General features: G+C 51.0%; 23 protein-coding genes and 2 pseudogenes. 10 read left to right on the top strand and 15 right to left on the bottom strand.

Annotation, left to right across the window (positions count from 1 at the left end):
- Positions 1–81: 81 nt before the first annotated feature.
- Genes ACK8NJ_RS09490 through fliF form a run of 6 tightly spaced genes read right to left on the bottom strand, consistent with a single transcriptional unit; the run spans position 82 to position 6,366 of the window.
- Positions 82–1,209 (bottom strand): flagellar hook-length control protein FliK, encoded by a 1,128-nt coding sequence (locus ACK8NJ_RS09490; protein WP_001559281.1) that lies wholly within the window; start codon positions 1,207–1,209, stop codon positions 82–84.
- Positions 1,206–1,649, bottom strand: a complete 444-nt coding sequence (gene fliJ, locus ACK8NJ_RS09495) for a flagellar export protein FliJ (RefSeq protein ID WP_000807584.1) — start codon at positions 1,647–1,649, stop codon at positions 1,206–1,208. Before fliJ ends, ACK8NJ_RS09490 begins: the two co-directional genes overlap by 4 nt.
- Positions 1,650–1,667: 18 nt before the next feature.
- On the bottom strand, positions 1,668–3,041 hold the full coding sequence (fliI, locus tag ACK8NJ_RS09500; protein WP_001600059.1) for a flagellar protein export ATPase FliI: 1,374 nt from the start codon (positions 3,039–3,041) through the stop codon (positions 1,668–1,670).
- Positions 3,041–3,727 (bottom strand): flagellar assembly protein FliH, encoded by a 687-nt coding sequence (gene fliH, locus ACK8NJ_RS09505; RefSeq protein ID WP_411962386.1) that lies wholly within the window; start codon positions 3,725–3,727, stop codon positions 3,041–3,043. Before fliH ends, fliI begins: the two co-directional genes overlap by 1 nt.
- A complete protein-coding gene (gene fliG / locus ACK8NJ_RS09510) occupies positions 3,720–4,715 on the bottom strand; it encodes a flagellar motor switch protein FliG (protein WP_000067950.1) in 996 nt (331 codons plus the stop codon). Before fliG ends, fliH begins: the two co-directional genes overlap by 8 nt.
- Positions 4,708–6,366, bottom strand: a complete 1,659-nt coding sequence (gene fliF / locus ACK8NJ_RS09515; RefSeq protein WP_411962388.1) for a flagellar basal-body MS-ring/collar protein FliF — start codon at positions 6,364–6,366, stop codon at positions 4,708–4,710. Before fliF ends, fliG begins: the two co-directional genes overlap by 8 nt.
- Before the next feature lie 214 nt (positions 6,367–6,580).
- Here fliF and fliE point away from each other — a divergent pair, with 214 nt between their 5' ends.
- Positions 6,581–6,895, top strand: coding sequence for a flagellar hook-basal body complex protein FliE (gene fliE / locus ACK8NJ_RS09520; protein WP_001301376.1), 315 nt, complete (start codon positions 6,581–6,583; stop codon positions 6,893–6,895).
- A 17-nt stretch (positions 6,896–6,912) separates the two neighbouring features.
- On the opposite strand, the pseudogene ACK8NJ_RS09525 reads toward fliE, so the two are convergent.
- A pseudogene (locus tag ACK8NJ_RS09525) lies at positions 6,913–7,062 on the bottom strand (integrase); the annotation flags it as partial.
- Positions 7,063–7,256: 194 nt separating this feature from the next.
- On the opposite strand from ACK8NJ_RS09525, the pseudogene ACK8NJ_RS09530 reads away from it, so the two are divergent.
- A pseudogene (locus ACK8NJ_RS09530) lies at positions 7,257–8,371 on the top strand (DUF5503 domain-containing protein).
- A 137-nt stretch (positions 8,372–8,508) separates the two neighbouring features.
- Here ACK8NJ_RS09530 and ACK8NJ_RS09535 read toward each other — a convergent pair.
- The 4 genes from ACK8NJ_RS09535 to yedE all read right to left on the bottom strand — a co-directional run bounded on the left by ACK8NJ_RS09535 (position 8,509) and on the right by yedE (position 11,309).
- A complete protein-coding gene (locus ACK8NJ_RS09535) occupies positions 8,509–8,988 on the bottom strand; it encodes a GNAT family N-acetyltransferase (protein ID WP_411962389.1) in 480 nt (159 codons plus the stop codon).
- A gap of 110 nt (positions 8,989–9,098) precedes the next feature.
- Positions 9,099–9,767, bottom strand: coding sequence for an SOS response-associated peptidase (locus ACK8NJ_RS09540; protein ID WP_021559275.1), 669 nt, complete (start codon positions 9,765–9,767; stop codon positions 9,099–9,101).
- Positions 9,768–9,873: 106 nt separating this feature from the next.
- Positions 9,874–10,107 carry a sulfurtransferase-like selenium metabolism protein YedF gene (gene yedF, locus ACK8NJ_RS09545; protein WP_000790504.1) on the bottom strand — a complete coding sequence of 78 codons (234 nt, stop codon included), beginning with the start codon at positions 10,105–10,107 and terminating at the stop codon, positions 9,874–9,876.
- A complete protein-coding gene (gene yedE, locus ACK8NJ_RS09550; RefSeq protein WP_000118897.1) occupies positions 10,104–11,309 on the bottom strand; it encodes a selenium metabolism membrane protein YedE/FdhT in 1,206 nt (401 codons plus the stop codon). Before yedE ends, yedF begins: the two co-directional genes overlap by 4 nt.
- 186 nt (positions 11,310–11,495) lie before the next feature.
- Here yedE and yedD point away from each other — a divergent pair, with 186 nt between their 5' ends.
- On the top strand, positions 11,496–11,909 hold the full coding sequence (yedD, locus tag ACK8NJ_RS09555) for a lipoprotein YedD (protein WP_001389752.1): 414 nt from the start codon (positions 11,496–11,498) through the stop codon (positions 11,907–11,909).
- 33 nt (positions 11,910–11,942) lie between these two features.
- On the opposite strand, the gene amyA is transcribed toward yedD, so the two are convergent.
- The 4 genes from amyA to fliD all read right to left on the bottom strand — a co-directional run bounded on the left by amyA (position 11,943) and on the right by fliD (position 15,714).
- Positions 11,943–13,430 (bottom strand): alpha-amylase, encoded by a 1,488-nt coding sequence (amyA, locus tag ACK8NJ_RS09560; RefSeq protein ID WP_001245699.1) that lies wholly within the window; start codon positions 13,428–13,430, stop codon positions 11,943–11,945.
- A gap of 77 nt (positions 13,431–13,507) precedes the next feature.
- Positions 13,508–13,873 (bottom strand): flagella biosynthesis regulatory protein FliT, encoded by a 366-nt coding sequence (gene fliT / locus ACK8NJ_RS09565; protein WP_001015035.1) that lies wholly within the window; start codon positions 13,871–13,873, stop codon positions 13,508–13,510.
- Positions 13,873–14,283, bottom strand: a complete 411-nt coding sequence (fliS, locus tag ACK8NJ_RS09570) for a flagellar export chaperone FliS (protein ID WP_000270668.1) — start codon at positions 14,281–14,283, stop codon at positions 13,873–13,875. The genes fliT and fliS overlap by 1 nt, the downstream gene beginning before the upstream one ends.
- 24 nt (positions 14,284–14,307) lie before the next feature.
- Complete coding sequence (gene fliD / locus ACK8NJ_RS09575; RefSeq protein WP_000146781.1) at positions 14,308–15,714, bottom strand: flagellar filament capping protein FliD; 1,407 nt, start codon at positions 15,712–15,714, stop codon at positions 14,308–14,310.
- A 265-nt stretch (positions 15,715–15,979) separates the two neighbouring features.
- Between fliD and fliC the strand changes: the two genes are divergently transcribed.
- The 7 genes from fliC (at position 15,980) to tcyN (ending at position 22,523) form a co-directional block, all read left to right on the top strand.
- Positions 15,980–17,476 (top strand): FliC/FljB family flagellin, encoded by a 1,497-nt coding sequence (fliC, locus tag ACK8NJ_RS09580; RefSeq protein WP_213851304.1) that lies wholly within the window; start codon positions 15,980–15,982, stop codon positions 17,474–17,476.
- Between the two features lie 319 nt (positions 17,477–17,795).
- A complete protein-coding gene (gene fliA, locus ACK8NJ_RS09585) occupies positions 17,796–18,515 on the top strand; it encodes an RNA polymerase sigma factor FliA (RefSeq protein WP_001087467.1) in 720 nt (239 codons plus the stop codon).
- Between the two features lie 45 nt (positions 18,516–18,560).
- Positions 18,561–19,112, top strand: a complete 552-nt coding sequence (gene fliZ, locus ACK8NJ_RS09590) for a flagella biosynthesis regulatory protein FliZ (RefSeq protein WP_001306737.1) — start codon at positions 18,561–18,563, stop codon at positions 19,110–19,112.
- An 87-nt stretch (positions 19,113–19,199) separates the two neighbouring features.
- Positions 19,200–20,000 carry a cystine ABC transporter substrate-binding protein gene (gene tcyJ, locus ACK8NJ_RS09595; RefSeq protein WP_001296168.1) on the top strand — a complete coding sequence of 267 codons (801 nt, stop codon included), beginning with the start codon at positions 19,200–19,202 and terminating at the stop codon, positions 19,998–20,000.
- 104 nt (positions 20,001–20,104) lie between these two features.
- Positions 20,105–21,091 carry a D-cysteine desulfhydrase gene (dcyD, locus tag ACK8NJ_RS09600; protein ID WP_001128215.1) on the top strand — a complete coding sequence of 329 codons (987 nt, stop codon included), beginning with the start codon at positions 20,105–20,107 and terminating at the stop codon, positions 21,089–21,091.
- A 14-nt stretch (positions 21,092–21,105) separates the two neighbouring features.
- Positions 21,106–21,774 carry a cystine ABC transporter permease gene (gene tcyL, locus ACK8NJ_RS09605; RefSeq protein WP_001158220.1) on the top strand — a complete coding sequence of 223 codons (669 nt, stop codon included), beginning with the start codon at positions 21,106–21,108 and terminating at the stop codon, positions 21,772–21,774.
- The gene (gene tcyN / locus ACK8NJ_RS09610) at positions 21,771–22,523 is read left to right on the top strand and encodes an L-cystine ABC transporter ATP-binding protein TcyN (RefSeq protein ID WP_001272994.1); all 753 of its coding nucleotides are present in this window, start codon (positions 21,771–21,773) and stop codon (positions 22,521–22,523) included. The genes tcyL and tcyN overlap by 4 nt, the downstream gene beginning before the upstream one ends.
- The last annotated feature ends 228 nt before the right edge of the window (positions 22,524–22,751 follow it).

Genomic DNA, 22,751 nt, shown 5'->3' on the forward strand with positions numbered 1-22,751 from the left:
TACTGCTTATCGGCTAATTATCCTGCGTCTTGAGCGCAACAAAGCGGGGAAAAGACGCGGATTACGGTGCTACCTCTGACGTTAGGCGAAAATATCAACGCCGCTGTTGCCTGTTACACGCCCTTGTAAAGAGACGGGAACCGGAAGCGTATCGTCGTCTTCCCCCGCCAGAGGTTCATGGTTTGCTGTGCGTTGGCTTTGCTGTTGCTGGGAAGCGGCCTGCTGCTGACCACTAAAGCTTTCGCCACTGATGTTGCTTTGCCCTAACTGAATGCCACTTTCGGCCAGCTGCGTACGCAGTACCGGCAGCGCTGCTTCCAGGGCGGCGCGCACGTGCTGATGCGGTGAAACCATCTGGATTTGTGCCTGGTTATCATCCACTTTGAGGGAGATTTGCACTTCACCTAAATCCTGCGGGTGCAGACGCAACTCTGCACTTTGTTGCCCCTGGCGGGTGAACAGCGAAATATGCTGGCTTAATGATTGTTGCCATTCGTGAGAACCCAGCGGTGCACTCAAAACAGGCGCGGCGACGGTGGGCAGTGGCTGTGTCTGGTGTGGAGTGATTAGCGGGCTGGCGGCAGCGGTCACCGACGAAGGCGTGCTGATGACTTCCGCTTTACTCTGGGCTTCTGCTACCAGCGGTGTTAATGGCTGAGCTGGTGTGCCGGGGGCATCATCAGGCTGTGCTGTTGTGAGTTGCGCAGAAGTCAGTTTTGTGAAGAGCGTTGGTTTCTCTGCCGGTAACACGGTTGACGGCGCATCAGTCACTTTGGGCGTATTGTCAAAACCCGGCAACATCGCAAAAAGGGCACTCAGGCTGGCGGTGACGTCTTCATTCAGATCATCCGCTTTTTCGTCTTTTGCCGTATTGTTGTCAGCCGCCGCAGCCAACGTTATCGTCTGAGCGGTGGTTAACGGTGTTGATGTGGATTGTTCGTCGTTGATGACAGGCAGTGTTTCATCCACAGGGATCAGTAAATCCGCTTGTTGCGCGTCGGAAACAATATCGCTGACCAGCGGCTCGCCTTTTGCCGTGGGCTTATCTGTTGCCACCAGCAACTGGGGAGTCGCTTTGTCGGTTGTTGCCTCGCCTGTTAATGCTTCGCTCAACAACGCGAGAAAATCTTGTGCAGCATCGCTGGCTTTGCCGCCAGGCAATGTGGTGGTGTCAACGTCGGCGGTAATCAAAGGCGCTAAGCGAATCATTCAGGTTTCCTCATGGCGGCGCGCTGGGCGAACTCATCCATCTTTTTCTGATCGAGGCGGTTTTCTGCAAGCAGTGCCGCCGTGGATTGCCGTTCCTGCAGTGTCTGCCAGGCCTGCAAACGTTGTTTCTTTTCTCGCCAGCTGTTCAGGGCAATGTCAACTTTCTGCGTCCACTGATTAAGTTGCTGGCGATGCTGAGTAATGGCTTTTTCCAGCGTCTGGATAAACTGCTGATAGTTGATCCAGCGGTTGCTGGTCATCCCGGCACTCATATCGCTGTTGAGGTTATTGCGATATTCATTCTGATAATCGATCAGCATTTTGAGCTGTTCTTCCGCCTGCTGACATCCGCGACGCATTTCACCCAGCAGGCGCGCGGCATCCTCTACCTCTTTTTCTGCCAGATCTTTCAGGGTCGCCAGCGCGCCATGTTCTGCCATCTGCCGTTATCTCCTGGGTTATGACACTGTCGGGAAAATACGCTCCAGCCCCTGGAGAGACGCTTCCCAGTCCGCGCGTTCAAAAATGCCTTGTTGCAAATAGCCCTCCAGCTGCGGCCACAGGGCGATGGCTTTGTCGAGCATCGGATCGCTGCCTTTGGCATACGCGCCGACGCTAACCAGATCGCGGTTACGCTGAAAACTCGACAACAGCTGTTTGAAGGTGCGCACTCGCGCGTAATGTTGCTCACTGATCAACGCCGTCATTGCGCGGCTGATCGACGCTTCAATATCGATAGCCGGATAGTGCCCGGCTTCCGCCAGTCGGCGAGACAGCACAATGTGACCGTCGAGGATGGCCCGCGCGGAGTCGGCAATGGGGTCCTGCTGGTCATCGCCCTCGGTGAGCACGGTATAAAACGCGGTAATCGATCCGCCGCCGCTAATGCCATTTCCGGCACGCTCGACCAGTGCCGGTAATTTGGCAAACACCGACGGTGGATAGCCTTTAGTGGCAGGTGGTTCGCCAATCGCCAGCGCAATCTCACGCTGGGCCATCGCGTAGCGGGTGAGGGAGTCCATAATCAGCAATACATGCTGACCACGATCGCGAAAATCTTCGGCAATGCGCGTGGCATAGGCGGCACCCTGCATTCGCAGGAGCGGAGAAACATCCGCCGGAGCGGCAATCACCACGGAGCGTGCACGCCCTTCGGCACCGAGGATATTCTCAATAAAATCTTTTACTTCGCGTCCGCGTTCACCAATTAAACCCACGACAATGACATCGGCGCGGGTGTAACGGGCCATCATCCCCAGCAGCACACTTTTACCAACGCCGGACCCGGCAAACAGCCCCATACGCTGCCCGCGCCCGACGGTAAGCAGGGCATTGATTGGGCGCACGCCGGTGTCCAGCACATGTTCAATCGGTGTACGTTGCAACGGGTTAAATGGCGGGGTGATCAGCGCACCGGTTTCCGTCGTATCGGGGGAGGGGAGGCCATCGAGCGGTTTACCGCTGCCATCCAGAACGCGACCTAATAACGCCGGACCGAGCGGCAACTGCTTGCCGCTTTGCAGTCCTTCAGTCGAAATGTTTTTGGCATAAACACGCGCGCCGGGCAGGACACCTTCCACTTCCTCCAGCGGCATTAAAAACAGCCGTTGACCGTTAAAGCCAACGACTTCGCTTTCTACTTCGTGCGTTTCGCTGCCGTTCTGGCGCTCAATGACACAGGTTGCGCCGAGCGGCAATTGTAATCCGGTGGCTTCCAGCACCAGCCCGGTAGCGCGAGTTAATCGCCCGTAGCGACGTACCGCAGGCAACTGCGCCATTTTAGCTTCGAAGTTATCCAGCGTGGTTAGCCAGCGAGTCAGGCGCGTAGTCATTACACCACTCCTGGCGCTGCCAGACGGCAGAGTTCTTGCCAGCGAGTGGCGACACTGGCGTCGAGATCGCCTTCATCGGCGGAGACTTTACAGCCGCCAGGATGGAGTGTGGGATCGCCCCGCAAGCGCCAGCCATGCAAACTTAAGGTTGCGCCGAGCATATCATCCACACGTTGCAGATCATCCGGGTGCACGCGCAGCTGTGGTTTACCGCTGAATAACGGTTCTTGCTGCAACAACTGTTGGATCTGTTTGATCAGTGCCGAGTTATCCACTGTTGGCGTCTGACCGATCACCTGACGTGCCGCCTCCAGCGCCATCTGCATCAGGCGCGACGCTATCACACTATCAAGTGCATCAAGGGTAGTTTGAAATTCGCTGACCAGTTGCTGCATCCGGGCATGAATTGGCGCTTGTTGAGACTTCGCCTCTGCCAGACCTTGTTCCAGCCCCTGGGCCAGTCCTTCCTGATAGCCCTGTTCGTGACCTTGCTGGCGACCTTCGGCAATCCCCGCCTGATAACCCTGCTCGTGGGCCTGCATTTGCAGTTGCGCCAGTTGCTGCTCAAGGCTGGGTTCGGCCTCTTCAATGACGGTTTCTTCCGGCTCGACTATTGGCACAAACTCTGCCGGTGGTGGCGCAAGATCGTCCGGCATCCAGGTTTTCCACGGCAGATTATCAGACATAGGTATCCTCGCCGCTGCCAATCACCATCTCGCCGGTTTCGGCAAGACGGCGCACAATCAGCAGAATCGCTTTCTGTTCGTTTTCCACCTGCGACAGACGCACCGGACCACGGTTGGCGAGATCGTCGCGCAGAATATCGGCGGCACGTTGCGACATATTGCGCAGGAATTTCTCGCGCAGTGGCTGCTCGGCCCCTTTCAGCGCGATCAGCAACGATTCGGAATCCACTTCCTGCAACAGACGCTGAATGCTGCGATCGTCGACATCCACCAGATTCTCGAACAGGAACATCTCGTCGATAATTTTTTGCGCCAGTTCGCCGTCGAATTCACGCACGGCGGTAATAACGGCTTCTTCCTGCTGAGTTTTCATCAGGTTGATAATTTCGGCTGCCGTTCTCACGCCGCCCATTTTGCTGCGCTTGAGATTCTGACCGTCGAGCAAGCCATTCAGTACTTCGGTCAGTTCCGCCAGCGCGGCTGGCTGCACGCCGCCAAAAGTGGCGATACGCAACATCACATCGTGGCGCAGACGTTCATCGAACAACGCCAGAATATCGGCGGCCTGCGCACGCTTCAGATGCACCAGAATGGTGGCGATAATTTGAGGATGCTCATCGCGAATCAGATCGGCGGCGCTCTGCGGCTCCATAAAGTTGAGCGTTTCAATACCGCTGGCGGTATCGCGGGTTTCGAGAATATCTTCCAGCAGGCTGGCGGCACGTTCTTCACCCAGAGCTTTGACCAATACCGAACGCAGATAATCGTTGGCGTTGATATTCAGTGCGGCAAACTGTTCAGCTTCTTGCTCAAACTCCGCCAGCACATCGGTTAGCTGCTTGTTGGAGATCTGCGTGACGTTCGCCATTGCAGCGCTCAGAGTTTGCACTTCGCGCTGGGAAAGGTGTTTGAACACCTCTGCCGCCCGGTCTTCGCCAATGGTCATCAGCAGGATGACGCTTTTATCGGTGCCTGTCAGGTTACTCATGATCGTTATTTATCCACTGGCGAATGACCAGCGCCACCACGCGCGGATCGTTATCAGACATTTCACGGATACGCTGGCTCATGACTTCTGCCCCCAGTCGTTGGTTAGCGCGCCGTTGTTGGAGTTGTTCGTCTTTGCTCAGGCGGACTTCCACCGCATCTTCCACTTCCTCACGGGCCTGCGCCTGTTGCTGCACAGCTTTCATCGCCTCAGCGTGACGTGTTAGCTGCGGGCGTACCGCTTTCCGCCACAGCAGCCACGCCACCAGCAGTACCAGCAACCAGCGACCGGCAGCCAGTAACTGATCGATAAACGCTTGCTGTTGCCAGAACGGCAGTTCTCCGCCGCTTTCGTCACTGCTATTGAACGGCGAGTTAACGACATTGAGCGAGTCACCGCGTTTTTCAGAAAAGCCCATCGCCTCGCGGGTCAGATCTTCAATTTGCTTCATCTGTTCGTTGCTGAGAGGCAACGGTTTGCCATCTGGCAAGGTTTTGTAATTCACCACGACCGCGACGGACAGACGTTGCACATCGCCCACGTTCATTTTGGTATGACGAATGGTGCGATCGACTTCGTAGTTACTGGTTTCATTCCGCTGTGTGCTACGCGGCCCACTATTGCTGGTGGTGCTCGCCTGCTGCTGGCGGTTATTTTGATTTGCCGGAGGCGTGCTGATTGGCGCGTTATTCGCTGGAGCCGGTTGATTCGACAACGCTCCCGGTACGCCGCCCGGATAACCGGAACCGCTTTGCTCGCTCTCATTAAGCTGGCGTGAACGAAGCGCCGCATGAGATTCATCACCGTTAGGGCGATACTGTTCTTCCGTTTGTTCTTTACTGGCGAAGTCCAGTTGCGCCGTGACCTGGGCGTGAATATTACCGTTACCAACAATAGGCGACAGGATTGCTTCAATACGCCGCTGAATACGGCCTTCGACATCGCTGGCATATTTCAACTGAGCGTCATTAAGATCGCGCCCGCTGGTGTTGGATTGGGTTAACAGATGTCCGCCCTGATCCACCAACGTGACGTTCCCCGGAGGCAGACCAGCAACGGCGCTGGAAACCAGATGCACAATGGCGCTAATTTGCCCTTCATCGAGTGCGCGGCCGGGTAACAGATTTACCGTCACCGATGCAGAAGGGGATTTTTGTTCACGGACGAATAAAGAGGGTTTCGGCATTGCCAGATGTACGCGCGCCCCTTTTACCGGGCCGATAGTTTCGATGGTACGAGAAAGCTCGCCTTCCAGCGCCCGCTGATAATTCACCTGTTCGCTGAACTGGCTGATACCAAACTTTTCCTGATCAAGCAGTTCGAAACCGACCGCGCCGCCTTTGGGCAAACCTTGTTGCGCCAGGCGCAGACGCAGCTCGTGAACTTTATCTGCCGGAACTTCAATAGCGCCGCTGGCTTCGCTGAAGCGGTAAGGAATATTCATTTGCGTCAGTTGGCTGACAATTGCGCCACCATCCTGATCGGAAAGATTGCTGAATAATGTACGGTAGTCGGGGGCTTTCGCCCACAGGATCAGTGCGACCATGACCGCCACTGCCGCGGAACCGGCAATAATCAATGGAATTTTCGGATTCGCACGCAGGCGATTAAGCCACTCAAGAGATTTTGTCTGGGCTGCAGTCGCATTCATCGCGCACCTCGTGGCTGATTATGGACGGCGTTATTGGCAAAGTGGAACAAGACTCACTCCCGGGTCAGCAAACTCGAAAAATTGACGCTCCCATTATTTGTGCTTTCGTTTTTTTCTATCCGCCAATAAACCCGTTTTTTTGCTGCTATTTAGCGCCTTTGTCTTATTGACTTACTGGTAGGCTTTGCTAACAGAAATTATCCGGGAGATGAAAATGTCAGCGATACAGGGGATTGAAGGGGTTATTAGCCAGTTACAGACCACGGCGATGAGTGCGCGTGCGCAGGAATCACTGCCGCAACCGACCATTAGTTTTGCCGGGCAGCTGCACGCCGCGCTCGATCGCATAAGCGATACACAAACAGCCGCCCGCACGCAGGCAGAAAAATTCACTCTCGGTGAACCCGGCGTGGCGTTAAACGATGTGATGACCGATATGCAAAAAGCCTCAGTTTCTATGCAAATGGGGATTCAGGTGCGTAATAAGCTGGTGGCGGCGTATCAGGAAGTGATGAGCATGCAGGTGTAGGTTTTGTAACCTGTTGACTATGCTTGTTTAATTACATCCGATCCCACAGCGTGGGGCATGGATGGGGCAAACTCACTCAATTTCTGGTTTAAAATGGATACCTGATCCTGAAAGTTTTCTGCCATCCACGATCCGTAAACGCGATAACCCCCCTGAACATCAGAGTGTCTCCTTTAACACGCATCACCAGGTTGGTTGTTGTTACGACCACAGACGCAACAGTAACGTTTGGATAATTTAATCTTTGTTGATGTTTTTATTCATATTCCGGGCGATGGATATGAGCGATTTTTGATAGTGGTAATTTTATTGTGTTTTAGAATGCTCCCTGGGCAATATAATTTATTAAACAGGAGTGTAAATGTTTCCATTAAATGATCTGTCGTTAAAAGCTCAGTCGGTTCAATTAAATAAAATCACATCTAATACTGAGTCTACGATAAAACAACAAGAGTTAGTATCTGATGATGCAATCATAAATGAATTATCAAGTGAGTTAGTCAGTTGTCTTGGAAATGGTAAGTTTACACCAATTAGTGAAGGCAGCAAATTATTTAATATGCTGTCAGAATTTAAGTTATTGCACTCAGAATATTTCGAATGGGGTGATTATAGTCTCTGGTTTCAAGGTTTCTCGATTTATGATAAGACAGGTTTTATCATGATAGAAAAAAGTCAGGGAGCTGGTAATCCACCCATTCGGCATACATTAGAGTTTATATCGACTAATATTGCAGAGTTTCTAGACAAGTTAACGAAAATTACAGATGCCAGACTTTGCAAAGGTTTCAGTGACTGGGCTAATTCAGTCAAAGAAGGCGCATCGAATGACTTCAAAGAAAATGTGGATATAGCATTGGTGAGATTGTTTAAATGTGTTGAACTCCACAATAGTAAACTTGACTTAACAGATCTTCACTTGGGGTCTTTGCCACCTCTTCCATCCTGGATTGAGGTGCTTTATCTTCGTCATAATGGCCTTTCCACAATACAGATTCCCAAATTCTGCAAAGAATTAGAGCTCGATTTCAATAATTATATGGTATTTCCAAAAGTATCCGATGGAATTACCCAGGTCTCCGTAGATAATAATCTGATATCGCGTGTTGACTCATCTCCGTCAAAGGCTATGACAATTTCTATTTATCGCAATAAAATATGGTAAATACCAGCAATGCCTGAGACTACTAAGCTGTTTAATTGTGGCGATAATAAGATAAAAGAAATTCAATACTTCCCAAATCATCTGGAGAAAGCACGTATGGAGTGTGATATTGAGGTTGTCTCTGCGATATATAGCAATAAAGAATTACTTTTTAAAGAATGTAATTCTTTTGAAGAGACATTTTTATATCATGGACTTTGACAGGGATTTGCTATGAAAGATCGCAGCGAAAATATATTGTTACGAATTCCGCTGATTATGATAAATATTCTGACATAGTCAAAAGGGTCGTAATAGATGGTAAGAATTAAATAGTTAGGCGTAATTGTGTCACCGGAATAGAGGTTTCTTGTGGCGCATGTGGAAGGGGCGTCTAAGGACAAGGCGTTTCCGGCTGGAGATAAATAAAGGCGCAGCGCGTCGAATGCAAGAATGTGCTGCGTCTGGCTCATGGCAATTCATTATTTTCGCATAGCGTCAATGATAAAAATCGACTGTGTGGATCAAATCGATAATCAGCAAACGGTTCGCAATCAACGAAACCATGCTTCAAATAAAGTTGATGGCAGGTCGTAAATCCAGCCTGTGTACCCGTTTCTAAGCTCAGGCGATGAAGACATCTGTCCTGGGCGACCTGCAAAATGTGGCGTAAAATCAGACTGGCGACACCTCGACGTAAATAATTTGGCGCGGTACGCATTGATTTCAGTTCGCCATGTTTATCATCCAGCAACTTCAGCGCACCAATTCCTGCGAGTTGTTCGCCTTCCCATACTGACCAGAATGTTACTTTCGGGTTACGTAATTTTTGCACATCTAAAGCATGACTGCTTTCGGGGGGAGACTGCTGCAGCATGCCGGAAATATGGTAAGCCACTAATGCTTGCACTGCTGGATGGGTGAGATCATCTATTTTAATCGTGAACATAACGATTCCGCATTGGTGTTATTTTTGCAATATGCCAACAGGTACTGAAATCTTTGTCTAATAGAGATTTCTTATGACGCAGTATTGTTGATCAATAATCTCCAGGCTTATCAGATAGGTTGAATTAACTCCGCTCCCTGGTTTTTAACATTACCCACCGCGCACGATACCGGGTGCCAGGTGAACTGGTTTGCTGGCACACAGCCACTGGTAGCGATTTCAGAGGCTTCTTTACCGCCAATCTCTTGCCGCATCCATTTCCGCGCAGCTTCTGGCGACAGTACCAGCGGGCGGCGGTCATGAATATCTACCAGACCTTGGTCTGCTGCTGCAGTGACGATCAAAAATCCTTCGGCTTCGTCACCACGCTCGAACGGTGTGCTGCCTATCGCGGCCAGAAAAACAGGTTGTCCATCAGCACGATAGATAAAATAAGGCTGCTTTTTGTCGCCTTCTTTTTTCCACTCAAACCAGCCATCGGCAAAACAGATTGCCCGACCGTGTTGCCAGAGCGGTTTAAACATGCGACTGGTTGCGGCAGTTTCTACGCGGGCGTTAATCAGCGGCGGTTTATCCCACCATCCGGGAGCATATCCCCAGAAAACCGGATCCAGATGAAGGTGTTCATCACGTTCACTGAGCAGAAGAACTTTGGTTCCCGGCGCGACGTTGTATCTGCCAATGGGTTCGGGATCGTAGGGAATATCGCGTTCAATATCTTCCGCGAGAAGCGCAAGGTAATCTTCACGCGTTTGGGATTGGGCAAAGCGTCCACACATAGCAACCTCCTGAGATCATACTGAAAAGAATAGGAGAGGGGGCGGGTAAAATCTATGTGTCAGAGGCAACGATGTTCCCGCTGTGGGCCACAGCGGGAATGAGGGATTACTTCTGAATTAAATAACGAATGGTCGGCCCGTCTTGCTGAATATCCAGCACCGTATAGCCGTGATTACGCGCATCCAGTGGAATATTATTGATCGACTGCGGACAGTCGCTCACCACTTCCAGGATCTCACCTTTTTTTAATTGCGGCATCGCCTCAAGGGTTGCGACTGCCGGATAAGGGCAGGGTTCACCCACCATATCAAGGCGGTAATCAGGAACGATATTTTTCATGCGATCTCCTTAGCAGTCTGCGGTGCCGCACGGCGGAAGAAGCGTTTTTCCCAGCCGATAATCAACATCAGCGCAGCAAACAGCAGCAAATATGTCACTAGCAGGCCACCCATCGGACCAAAGGTTTTTAGCAGGTTGATTTTGTCCCAGTCGGTGGCCAGCGCCGGAGCGAAATCATCCCAGTAGTACGCCAGAATCGTCGAGCCGATCACGTTGCCCAGACCGACCCACCAGTAGTGCACCTGGCCTTCTACCGCGCGGTACATCCAGCCGGTTTCGCAGCCGCCTGCCAGCACGATGCCAAAACCAAACAGTAAACCACCAATTACCGCGTTTGGTCCCGCCCACATGATTTTGGGTTCAACGCCTAACTGTACGTAACTGAAGATCCCGATGGCACTCACCGCCATACCGATAATGATTGCTTTCGCCATATGGGTACGTCCGGTGATCCACATATCGCGGAACGCCGAAGTAAAGCAGATTTGCGCACGTTCAATCAGTAAACCAAAGCCGACGCCAAACAGCATTGCCAGCCCCAGTTTTGGTTGGTTCATCGCCGTGAGCAGCGCCCAGCCCAGCATGCCGAAAAAGACCAGCATCCCGAGACGAAAACGACGCCGCGCCTGATCCGGTTTTTGCGTCAGCGGTGAGGCGGCAGAAACTTTCTGCATTTTCACGGGAATACGGAAGATGGGCAGCAGGGTAAAGCGCGCGCCAAACCATGAACCAATGGCAGTGGCGATGGCAAAGAACCAGGCATGCAGCGAGAACTGAGGAATGCCGGTAAAGAACGCCGCCAGGTTACAGCCCATTGCCAGACGCGCGCCAAAACCGGCGATAATGCCGCCAATAATGGCCTGCATAATGCGGATACGGCTGCGCGGCATGCGTAGTTTGACATTGTTGGCCCACAGCGCTGCGGCAAAGCAGCCGCCAAACATACCGAGGATCATCATCCCGTCGATGCGGGTTAATGGCGATCCTTCCAGATGGATAATTTTAAAGTAACCCCACTCTTCAGCATGGACGCCGAACAGCTGCAGGAGCTGGCCGCCCCAACGGGTAAATTCACCCGTGACAGCCCAAAAGGTGCCAGTGATGCCAAAATAGTAAGTGGAGAGAATACCCGCCGCGATGACCGCAGGGATGGGCGCCCAGAATTTAATCAACCAGGCGTGTTTGAATTGCTGCCATGACATGAATGTAGCCTCTGAACTCAGAAGGTTTGAAACAAGAGTCGCGAATCATACACCATGCAAATTTATTTTCGGGGTAATAATTCACAAAAATAATAATTAGATCAAATTTCTCTCTGAACCTGGAAAGGCTGGCGACATCAGGGCTTTAATGCCACAATCCTCTTTTCTTCTCATGCAGGATGAATGATGAAAAAACTCGCAATTGCAGGCGCGCTCATGTTGCTGGCGGGCTGTGCCGAAGTCGAAAACTATAACAATGTCGTGAAAACCCCCGCGCCGGACTGGCTGGCGGGCTACTGGCAGACCAAAGGGCCGCAACGTGCGCTGGTCAGTCCGGAAGCGATAGGCAGCCTGATTGTCACTAAAGAGGGCGATACTCTGGATTGCCGTCAGTGGCAGCGGGTGATTGCCGTGCCGGGTAAGTTGACATTGATGTCTGATGATCTCACTAACGTTACCGTGAAACGTGAGCTGTACGAGGTTGAGCGTGACGGTAACACCATTGAGTACGATGGTATGACGATGGAGCGTGTGGATCGCCCGACGGCAGAGTGTGCCGCTGCGCTGGATAAAGCGCCGTTACCGACGTCACTGCCGTAATGAAATCTCCCCGGCTTGCCGCCGGGGATGAATTTAAATCACCTCTTCGATAACCCACACGCTGACGCTGCCGCCGTTGCAAAAGAAGGTTGCTTCGCCGTTTTCGTCGGTCACTACGCTCTCTTGCCGGTTCCCCAGAAAATCACGCCAGGTTTTATTGCCGTAATTCTCTCCCAGATGAATGGTTTTTTCGCCATCATCCCCGTTCGACATGACCACCACGCAGCCGGGATATTCGTCAGTGCCACTGCGGCTAAAGGCAATGCAGTTCGGATGGTCGAAAAATAACGTTTGTACACCGTGGGCGAAACGCTGACGGGCGAGAATTAACTCATCAAGTTGTTCGATTATTGGCATATCTATCGGATAGGTTTGCCCGTCACCGCCAACATCTTCGTAATGCGCGCCATAGAGGTCAGGATAGAATACCGAAGGAACGCCATTTTCCCGCAACAAAATTAGAGCATACGCCAGCGGTTTAAACCACGGTTCGACCGGTGCTTCGAGGGCTTGCAACGGTTGGGTGTCGTGGTTGGCAACGAGTGTTACGGCGTGGAAAGGATCGGCTTCCACTAATGTACCCGTGAAAATCTGCGTCATGTCGTAGTCGCGTCCCATGCGCGATGCTTCATGGAATTTCATCTGCAGCGGTGCATCGAACAGCATGGTTTTGCCTTCCACCTGATCAATATACGTTTGCAGTTTATCGACTTCATGCGACCAGTATTCAGCCACAATAAATAGTGGCTTTGGTGCAACTTCTTGTACGTGTTCGATCCACTCTTTATAAAACCACGCCGGAATATGTTTGACCGCATCAAGACGAAAACCGTCGCATTGCGTTTGTTCCATTACCCAGCGCGCCCAGTATTTAATCTCTTCCGTCACGGCATGATTGCGAAAATCGATATTCTCGCCCATCAGGTAATCGAAATTACCGAGTTCATCATCAACCTGATCGTTCCAGCCTTCGCCGGTGTAGTCGTTAACAATTTTAAAAATGCCATCTTCATCAGGGTTTTCGATATGGTCGATACCGCTAAAACATTTGAAATCCCAGATAAACTGCGAGTATTGCCCGGCACGCGCGGGGAAGGTGTAACGCGTCCAGCCTTCGCACTCAATGATTTCTTCGTCAATTTGCGTACGGTCATCAGCATTTACACGTTGCACGCGAATAGCTTCTTTTTCATCCGCCCCCATTTTGTGGTTGACTACCACGTCCAGCAGCACCGCAATGTCATTGCGTTTCAGGGCGTCAATGGCGGCCAGCAGTTGTGCTTTATCGCCATATTTAGTAGGGATGCTGCCTTTCTGATCAAACTCGCCTAAATCAAATAAATCATAGGAGTCGTAGCCGACCGAGTACCCGCCCGATGCGCCTTTATAGGCGGGCGGCAACCAGACCATATTGATACCAATATCATTAAAACCGTCGGCGCGCTCGGCCAGTTCAGGCCAGAGCTTACCGCCTTCCGGGTAATACCAGTGAAAACATTGTAACAGCGTGGGATTACGCATTCTTCGACTCCATTCAAGGGGAACATTAGAAGCGTAGCCGTAATCGGATTATTCGCGAGCCATCGGCTCGTTAAGATTCAAAAGAGGTTATCCTGCGGAGCCAGCACAAAGCCGCCCTGATCGCCATAGGCACTTAACACCGATTTTTGCATCGATGACTGACCGACCAGTTTCGCCAGTTCATCCATCCGAATCTGTAATAACTGCTTCACCTTGCTTTCGTTATCGAGAATCAGGCGCAGCATCGGACGGAGTTGCTCCTGCATCGTGGTGGACGGCTCAACCTCTTCAGTCAGGTGTGCAATCTCCTGCACCGCATTCACATACGCCATTTCGCTGGCGATGAGTTCGTCCCACTGTTCTTCCGTTGCCAGGCGTAACATGAGCTGGCTTTTTTCGACGAGTTGTTGCCAGGCGAAATACAAATGCGGTGCGTGGTTCATCAGACTGGGTCCTGAATCAAAGAAGGGGAGAGTAACGACTCTTTCCAGGCATCGGCAATATTGCGCATTAATGCTTCCACTTCTTCGACTGCGGAGACATCGTTGCGTAAATTGGCTTGCAGCAAACGCCTGACCATATAGCTATAAAGAGCAATCAAGTTTTGGGTTAATTCGTCATTGCTCTCTTCATCAAGACTCACCCGCAGTCCGTTCTCAATAATGTTGATCGCTTTTGACAAAGAGACGCCTTTGCCTTGCTGATTGTTGTCCTGCATAAACAGGCGCGCTCTAACCAGTGCGCTCAGCACTCCATCAAATAGCATGGTGACCAGCTGCTGCTGGCTGGCGCTCATTACGGCGCTTTCGACGCCAATTTGTGCATAGGCCTGGGTGCCTTTTGCCGCGTACATGACCTGTCTCCCGATGAATAATGATTACTTGGAATTACTGTTGTTTTCGAACTGCTGCGTTAAGTAGCTGCTGGTGCTGTTTAACGAGGTCATTAAAACGTCCAGTTGGGTAAATTGTTCTTTGTAGCGAGCGACCTGCGCATCAATGCGATCGCTGGCGGCGTTGTAGTCTTTAGTTAATTTATTCAGGGTCTTACTAACGCCATCGGTAGCGGCTTTAATAATGCCCGTTGTCGAAAGCCAACTGGTCAGGTTGCTGCCGATGGTGGTTGTGATGCCGGTTTTTTTACCATCGCCAACAATCAATGCACCTACGCCGCTGGCATCTTTTTTCAGTGCAGCGGTGAGTTTGTCGGCATCCAGTTCCAGTTTGCCATCGCTGGGATCGGTCGTGATACCAATCTGCGCCAGCGTTTTATAGTTGGAAGAACTGACGGTATTACTCAGCATCGATTTCAACTGCGTCTGAATCGTCCGCAACGTGGAGTCGCCGAGCAGTGCGCCATTGCTAGAACTCTGGCTATCAGCTCCCGCATCTACGGCGGTGTATTTGGTCAGGCTGCTGAAGGTATCTATTAGCGAGTTATAGGCATTCACCCAGTCTTTAATCGCCGTTTGCGCTTTGGAGGTGTCCTGAGTGATGGTTAGCGTCTGGTTGCCCGTGGTGACATCATTCAGGTTCAGGGTGATGTTTTCCAGCGCGTCGCTGATGGTGTTGCTGCTGTTCTCAATGGCGACGTTGTTGACCGTCAGCTGCGCATTCTGGGCGGCGACCGAGACCTCCATGCCGTTGCTGCTGGCACTGGCGTCATAGCCCATAAAACTTTGTAGCGCATCATCACCGCTAACCGAGAGCGTCATCGCATTGTCAAGGCCTGTGTCATTTGATGTAACTGACAGACGATATTCACCGTTACCCACGTTAATGATGCTCGCGCTAACACCTGCTTTTGCATTGTTGATGGCATCACGGATCCCGCTTAACGACGAGTTAGCCGCGCTGATATCAATGGTAATCGGATCTTTGTCGCCGCCTTGTTGAATGGTGAGTTTACTGTCGCTGGTGGCGATCGCCGTTTTCGTATCGTCTCTGGTGGTGCGCGTGGTCAGGGTTTGCGCCTGCGCCAGATGGGTGACGCTGATGGTGTATTTCCCGGCGATGGCGTTACCCGCGGTGGTGGCACTGAACGCGGTGGTGCTGCTGGTAGTGCTGGTGGCGGAAAAAAGATCGGCTTTAGACAATGCAGTATTGGCGGTCTGGAAAGTCGTCAGCGCGCTTTTCAGCGTACCGTAGGCGCTAAGTTTAGCGGTAAACGACGATTGCTGATTTGAAATAGGGGTTAGCGTCGCTTTTTGCGCGGCGGTGAGGCTATCAAGGATTGAACTTAAATCCAGGCCTGACCCGACTCCCAGCGATGAAATACTTGCCATGCGATTTCCTTTTATCTTTCGACACGTAAAACGAATACCGGGGTTATCGGCCTGAATTGCGCAAAGTTTACGTTTAATTGTTTTTTTTAATAGCGGGAATAAGGGGCAGAGAAAAGAGTATTTCGGCGACTAACAAAAAATGGCTGTTTGTGAAAAAAATTCTAAAGGTTGTTTTACGACAGACGATAACAGGGTTGACGGCGATTGAGCCGACGGGTGGAAACCCAATACGTAATCAACGACTTGCAATATAGGATAACGAATCATGGCACAAGTCATTAATACCAACAGCCTCTCGCTGATCACTCAAAATAATATCAACAAGAACCAGTCTGCGCTGTCGAGTTCTATCGAGCGTCTGTCTTCTGGCTTGCGTATTAACAGCGCGAAGGATGACGCAGCGGGTCAGGCGATTGCTAACCGTTTTACTTCTAATATTAAAGGCCTGACTCAGGCTGCACGTAACGCCAACGACGGTATTTCTGTTGCACAGACCACTGAAGGCGCGCTGTCCGAAATCAACAACAACTTACAGCGTGTGCGTGAACTGACGGTACAGGCCACTACCGGTACTAACTCTGAGTCTGATCTGTCTTCTATCCAGGACGAAATTAAATCCCGTCTGGATGAAATTGACCGCGTATCTGGTCAAACCCAGTTCAACGGCGTGAACGTGCTGGCAAAAAATGGCTCCATGAAAATCCAGGTTGGCGCAAATGATAACCAGACTATCACTATCGATCTGAAGCAGATTGATGCTAAAACTCTTGGCCTTGATGGTTTTAGCGTTAAAAATAACGATACAGTTACCACTAGTGCTCCAGTAACTGCTTTTGGTGCCACCACCACAAACAATATTAAACTTACTGGAATTACCCTTTCTACGGAAGCAGCCACTGATACTGGCGGAACTAACCCAGCTTCAATTGAGGGTGTTTATACTGATAATGGTAATGATTACTATGCGAAAATCGCCGGTGGTGATAACGATGGGAAGTATTACGCAGTAACAGTTGCTAATGATGGTACAGTGACAATGGCGACTGGAGCAACGGCAAATGCAACTGTAACTGATGCAAATACTACTAAAGCTACAACTATCACTTCAGGCGGTACACCTGTTCAGATTGATAATACTGCAGGTTCCGCAACTGCCAACCTTGGTGCTGTTAGCTTAGTAAAACTGCAGGATTCCAAGGGTAATGATACCGATACATATGCGCTTAAAGATACAAATGGCAATCTTTACGCTGCGGATGTGAATGAAACTACTGGTGCTGTTTCTGTTAAAACTATTACCTATACTGACTCTTCCGGTGCCGCCAGTTCTCCAACCGCGGTCAAACTGGGCGGAGATGATGGCAAAACAGAAGTGGTCGATATTGATGGTAAAACATACGACTCTGCCGATTTAAATGGCGGTAATCTGCAAACAGGTTTGACTGCTGGTGGTGAGGCTCTGACTGCTGTTGCAAATGGTAAAACCACGGATCCGCTGAAAGCACTGGACGATGCTATCGCATCTGTAGACAAATTCCGTTCTTCCCTGGGTGCGGTGCAGAACCGTCTGGATTCCGCAGTCACCAACCTGAACAACACCACTACCAACCTGTCTGAAGCGCAGTCCCGTATTCAGGACGCTGACTATGCTACCGAAGTATCCAACATGTCGAAAGCGCAGATTATCCAGCAGGCCGGTAACTCCGTGCTGGCAAAAGCTAACCAGGTACCGCAGCAGGTTCTGTCTCTGCTGCAGGGTTAATCGTCGTAACCTGATTAACTGAGACTGACGGCAACGCCAAATTGCCTGATGCGCTGCGCTTATCAGGCCTACAAGATGAATTGCAATTTATTGAATTTGCACATTTTTGTAGGCCGGATAAGGCGTTTACGCCGCATCCGGCAACATGAATGGTAATTTGTCAGCAACGTGCTTCCCCGCCACCGGCGGGGTTTTTTCTGTCCGCAATTTACCGGTAACCCCCAAATAACCCCTCATTTCACCCACTAATCGTCCGATTAAAAACCCTGCAGAAACGGATAATCATGCCGATAACTCATATAACGCAGGGCTGTTTATCGTGAATTCACTCTATACCGCTGAAGGTGTAATGGATAAACACTCGCTGTGGCAGCGTTATGTCCCGCTGGTGCGTCACGAAGCATTGCGCCTGCAGGTTCGACTGCCCGCGAGCGTGGAACTTGACGATCTGCTACAGGCGGGCGGCATTGGGTTACTTAATGCCGTCGAACGCTATGACGCCCTACAAGGAACGGCATTTACAACTTACGCAGTGCAGCGTATCCGTGGCGCTATGCTGGATGAACTTCGCAGCCGTGACTGGGTGCCGCGCAGCGTGCGACGCAACGCGCGTGAAGTGGCACAGGCAATAGGGCAACTGGAGCAGGAACTTGGCCGCAACGCCACGGAAACTGAGGTAGCGGAACGTTTAGGGATCGATATTGCCGACTATCGCCAAATGTTGCTCGACACCAATAACAGCCAGCTCTTCTCCTACGATGAGTGGCGCGAAGAGCACGGCGATAGCATTGAACTGGTTACTGATGATCATCAGCGAGAAAACCCGCTACAACAACTGCTGGACAGTAATCTGCGCCAGCGGGTGATGGAAGCTATCGAAACGTTGCCGGAGCGCGAAAAACTGGTATTAACCCTCTATTACCAGGAAGAGCTGAATCTCAAAGAGATTGGCGCGGTGCTGGAGGTCGGGGAATCGCGGGTCAGTCAGTTACACAGCCAGGCTATTAAACGGTTACGCACTAAACTGGGTAAGTTATAACGTCAGTAAATGCCGCACTTTAATTTTGACTACCAGGAGTTCTTAATGATGGTGCAGCACCTGAAAAGACGGCCATTAAGCCGCTATCTTAAAGACTTTAAACACAGCCAGACCCATTGCGCGCATTGCCGTAAATTACTCGATCGCATTACCCTCGTTCGCGACGGCAAAATAGTGAATAAAATCGAGATTTCCCGCCTGGACATGCTGCTTGATGAAAATGGCTGGCAAGTGGAACAAAAATCATGGGCGGCATTGTGCCGATTTTGCGGTGATTTACATTGCAAAACGCAGAGTGATTTTTTCGATATTATCGGTTTTAAGCAATTTCTTTTTGAGCAAACTGAAATGAGCCCAGGTACGGTGCGTGAATATGTCGTTCGTCTGCGCCGTTTGGGTAATCATCTACACGAGCAAAATATTTCCCTCGATCAGCTGCAGGACGGTTTCCTTGATGAAATCCTCGCCCCGTGGCTGCCCACCACCAGCACCAACAATTACCGCATCGCGTTACGGAAGTATCAACACTATCAGCGTCAAACGTGTACCGGACTTGTGCAGAAATCCTCCAGCCTGCCTGCTTCTGATATATATTAAATAAGAATAAGATGTAGCGGAGTTGTTTTTGTGTTTACAAACAATGGCTCTACACTGCAAACAGACATAACAACATTCGGGGTGAATATGAAATTAGCACATCTGGGACGTCAGGCATTGATGGGTGTGATGGCCGTGGCGCTGGTTGCGGGCATGAGCGTTAAAAGTTTTGCAGATGAAGGTCTGCTTAATAAAGTCAAAGAGCGCGGCACGCTGCTGGTAGGGCTGGAAGGAACTTATCCGCCGTTCAGTTTTCAGGGGGATGACGGCAAATTAACCGGTTTTGAAGTGGAATTTGCCCAACAGCTGGCAAAACATCTTGGCGTTGAGGCGTCACTAAAACCGACCAAATGGGACGGTATGCTGGCGTCGCTGGACTCTAAACGCATTGATGTGGTGATTAATCAGGTCACCATTTCTGACGAGCGCAAGAAAAAATACGATTTCTCTACCCCGTACACCATTTCCGGTATTCAGGCGCTGGTGAAAAAAGGTAACGAAGGCACCATTAAAACGGCTGATGATCTGAAAGGCAAAAAAGTGGGTGTCGGTCTGGGCACCAACTATGAAGAGTGGCTGCGTCAGAATGTTCAGGGCGTCGATGTGCGTACCTATGATGATGACCCGACCAAATATCAGGATCTGCGCGTAGGCCGTATCGATGCGATCCTCGTTGACCGTCTGGCGGCGCTGGATCTGGTGAAGAAAACCAACGATACGCTGGCAGTAACCGGTGAAGCATTCTCCCGTCAGGAGTCTGGCGTGGCGTTGCGTAAAGGAAATGAAGACCTGCTGAAAGCAGTGAATGATGCAATTGCGGAAATGCAAAAAGACGGCACTCTGCAAGCGCTTTCCGAAAAATGGTTTGGTGCTGATGTGACCAAATAATCAGCATAATGACAAAAAAGGGCGCTTTCACTAGCGCCTTTTTTATTTACGCGTTTTCAGCGTGCATAATAAGAAAATCACAACAACACACATCGGAGGCTGTTATGCCACTGCATAATTTAACCCGTTTTCCACGGCTGGAGTTTATCGGCGCGCCAACGCCGCTCGAATATCTGCCGCGCTTTTCTGATTATCTTGGACGGGAAATTTTCATCAAACGGGATGACGTCACTCCCATGGCAATGGGCGGCAATAAATTACGTAAGCTGGAATTTCTCGCGGCAGATGCTCTGCGTGAAGGTGCCGATACGCTGATTACTGCTGGGGCGATCCAGTCTAACCATGTGCGCCAGACTGCCGCAGTCGCTGCGAAACTCGGTCTGCACTGCGTGGCGCTGCTGGAAAATCCTATTGGCACAACCGCAGAAAACTATTTAACCAACGGCAATCGCTTGTTGCTGGATCTGTTCAATACCCAGATTGAAATGTGCGACGCACTGACCGATCCCAATGCCCAACTGGAAGAGCTGGCGACGCGAGTCGAAGCACAAGGCTTTCGCCCCTATGTCATTCCGGTTGGCGGTTCTAATGCTTTGGGCGCATTGGGTTATGTGGAGAGTGCGCTGGAAATTGCGCAACAGTGTGAAGGGGCAGTTAATATTTCGTCGGTGGTGGTCGCGTCGGGCAGTGCCGGAACTCACGCCGGACTGGCTGTTGGGCTGGAACACTTGATGCCTGAAAGCGAACTGATTGGCGTGACCGTGTCGCGTTCCGTTGCCGATCAATTGCCGAAAGTGGTTAACCTCCAACAGGCGATTGCGAAAGAACTGGAGCTGACCGCATCAGCGGAAATTTTACTCTGGGATGACTATTTTGCACCTGGCTACGGCGTGCCGAACGACGAAGGCATGGAAGCAGTGAAATTGCTGGCGCGGCTGGAAGGCATTCTGCTTGATCCTGTGTACACCGGAAAAGCGATGGCGGGGCTGATTGACGGTATCAGTCAGAAACGCTTCAAAGATGAAGGGCCGATTCTGTTTATTCATACCGGCGGCGCGCCTGCGCTGTTCGCCTATCATCCCCACGTTTAGCTCCGGAAACGCTCATGCAAGAAAGTATACAACTGGTTATTGATTCCTTGCCGTTCCTGCTGAAAGGGGCTGGGTATACGCTGCAACTCAGTATCGGCGGCATGTTTTTTGGCTTACTGCTCGGGTTTATTCTCGCGCTGATGCGCCTTTCGCCAATCTGGCCCGTGCGCTGGCTGGCGCGTTTTTATATCTCTATTTTTCGTGGTACGCCGCTCATCGCCCAACTGTTTATGATCTATTACGGCTTGCCGCAGTTTGGCATCGAACTAGATCCCATTCCGTCAGCAATGATTGGTCTGTCGCTAAACACTGCCGCCTATGCTGCCGAAACGCTGCGCGCCGCCATTTCTTCTATTGATAAAGGTCAGTGGGAAGCTGCTGCCAGTATTGGTATGACGCCGTGGCAGACCATGCGTCGCGCGATTTTGCCACAGGCGGCGCGGGTGGCGTTGCCGCCGCTGTCGAACAGCTTTATCAGCCTGGTAAAAGATACGTCGCTGGCCGCGACAATCCAGGTGCCGGAGCTGTTCCGTCAGGCGCAGTTGATTACCTCGCGTACGCTGGAGGTGTTCACCATGTACCTGGCGGCTTCGCTCATCTACTGGATCATGGCGACAGTATTATCGACGTTGCAGAACCATTTTGAGAATCAACTTAATCGCCAGGAGAGAGAACCAAAATGAGTGCCATTGAAGTCAAGAACCTGGTGAAAAAATTCCACGGTCAGACGGTGCTGCACGGTATCGACCTTGAGGTGAAGCCTGGCGAAGTAGTGGCAATTATCGGTCCAAGTGGTTCCGGCAAAACCACGTTGCTACGCAGCATAAATCTGCTGGAACAACCGGAAGCGGGAACCATCACCGTTGGCGATATCACCATTGATACTGCACGTTCATTAAGTCAGCAAAAATCGCTGATTCGCCAGTTGCGTCAGCACGTCGGGTTTGTCTTCCAGAACTTTAATTTGTTTCCGCATCGTACGGTGCTGGAAAACATTATTGAAGGGCCGGTGATCGTCAAAGGTGAACCGAAAGAAGAGGCCACGGCGCGCGCTCGCGAGCTGTTGGCGAAAGTTGGGCTGGCAGGTAAAGAAACCAGCTATCCACGTCGTTTGTCTGGCGGTCAACAGCAGCGTGTCGCGATTGCGCGAGCGCTGGCAATGCGTCCTGAAGTGATTTTGTTTGACGAGCCAACGTCGGCGCTGGATCCAGAGCTGGTGGGCGAAGTCCTGAACACCATCCGCCAGCTGGCGCAGGAAAAGCGCACCATGGTGATTGTGACGCACGAAATGAGCTTTGCCCGGGATGTTGCGGACCGGGCGATCTTTATGGACCAGGGGCGGATAGTCGAGCAGGGGGCCGCAAAAGCGTTATTTGCCGATCCTCAGCAGCCTCGCACCCGCCAGTTCCTCGAGAAGTTTCTGCTGCAATAATAAGAAAAAATCAGCCCCGACGATTCACCAGTCGGGGCGGTGCGCCACTTCAAACGTGATAAAACTGCTTAACAAATCAGCATAACTCATTAATAACATAAGAGAATGCGATGGCTTGCAAAAGTAATTCATTGCCTGAATAATATAAATTATATATAAATCTTATTTATGTGATAGTTTGAATTATCATTATAAATGATACTCACTCTCAGGGGCGTTGCGGTTTAC

The organism is Escherichia sp. F1 (genome assembly GCF_046764225.1).
Classification (GTDB): Bacteria; Pseudomonadota; Gammaproteobacteria; order Enterobacterales; family Enterobacteriaceae; genus Escherichia; species Escherichia coli.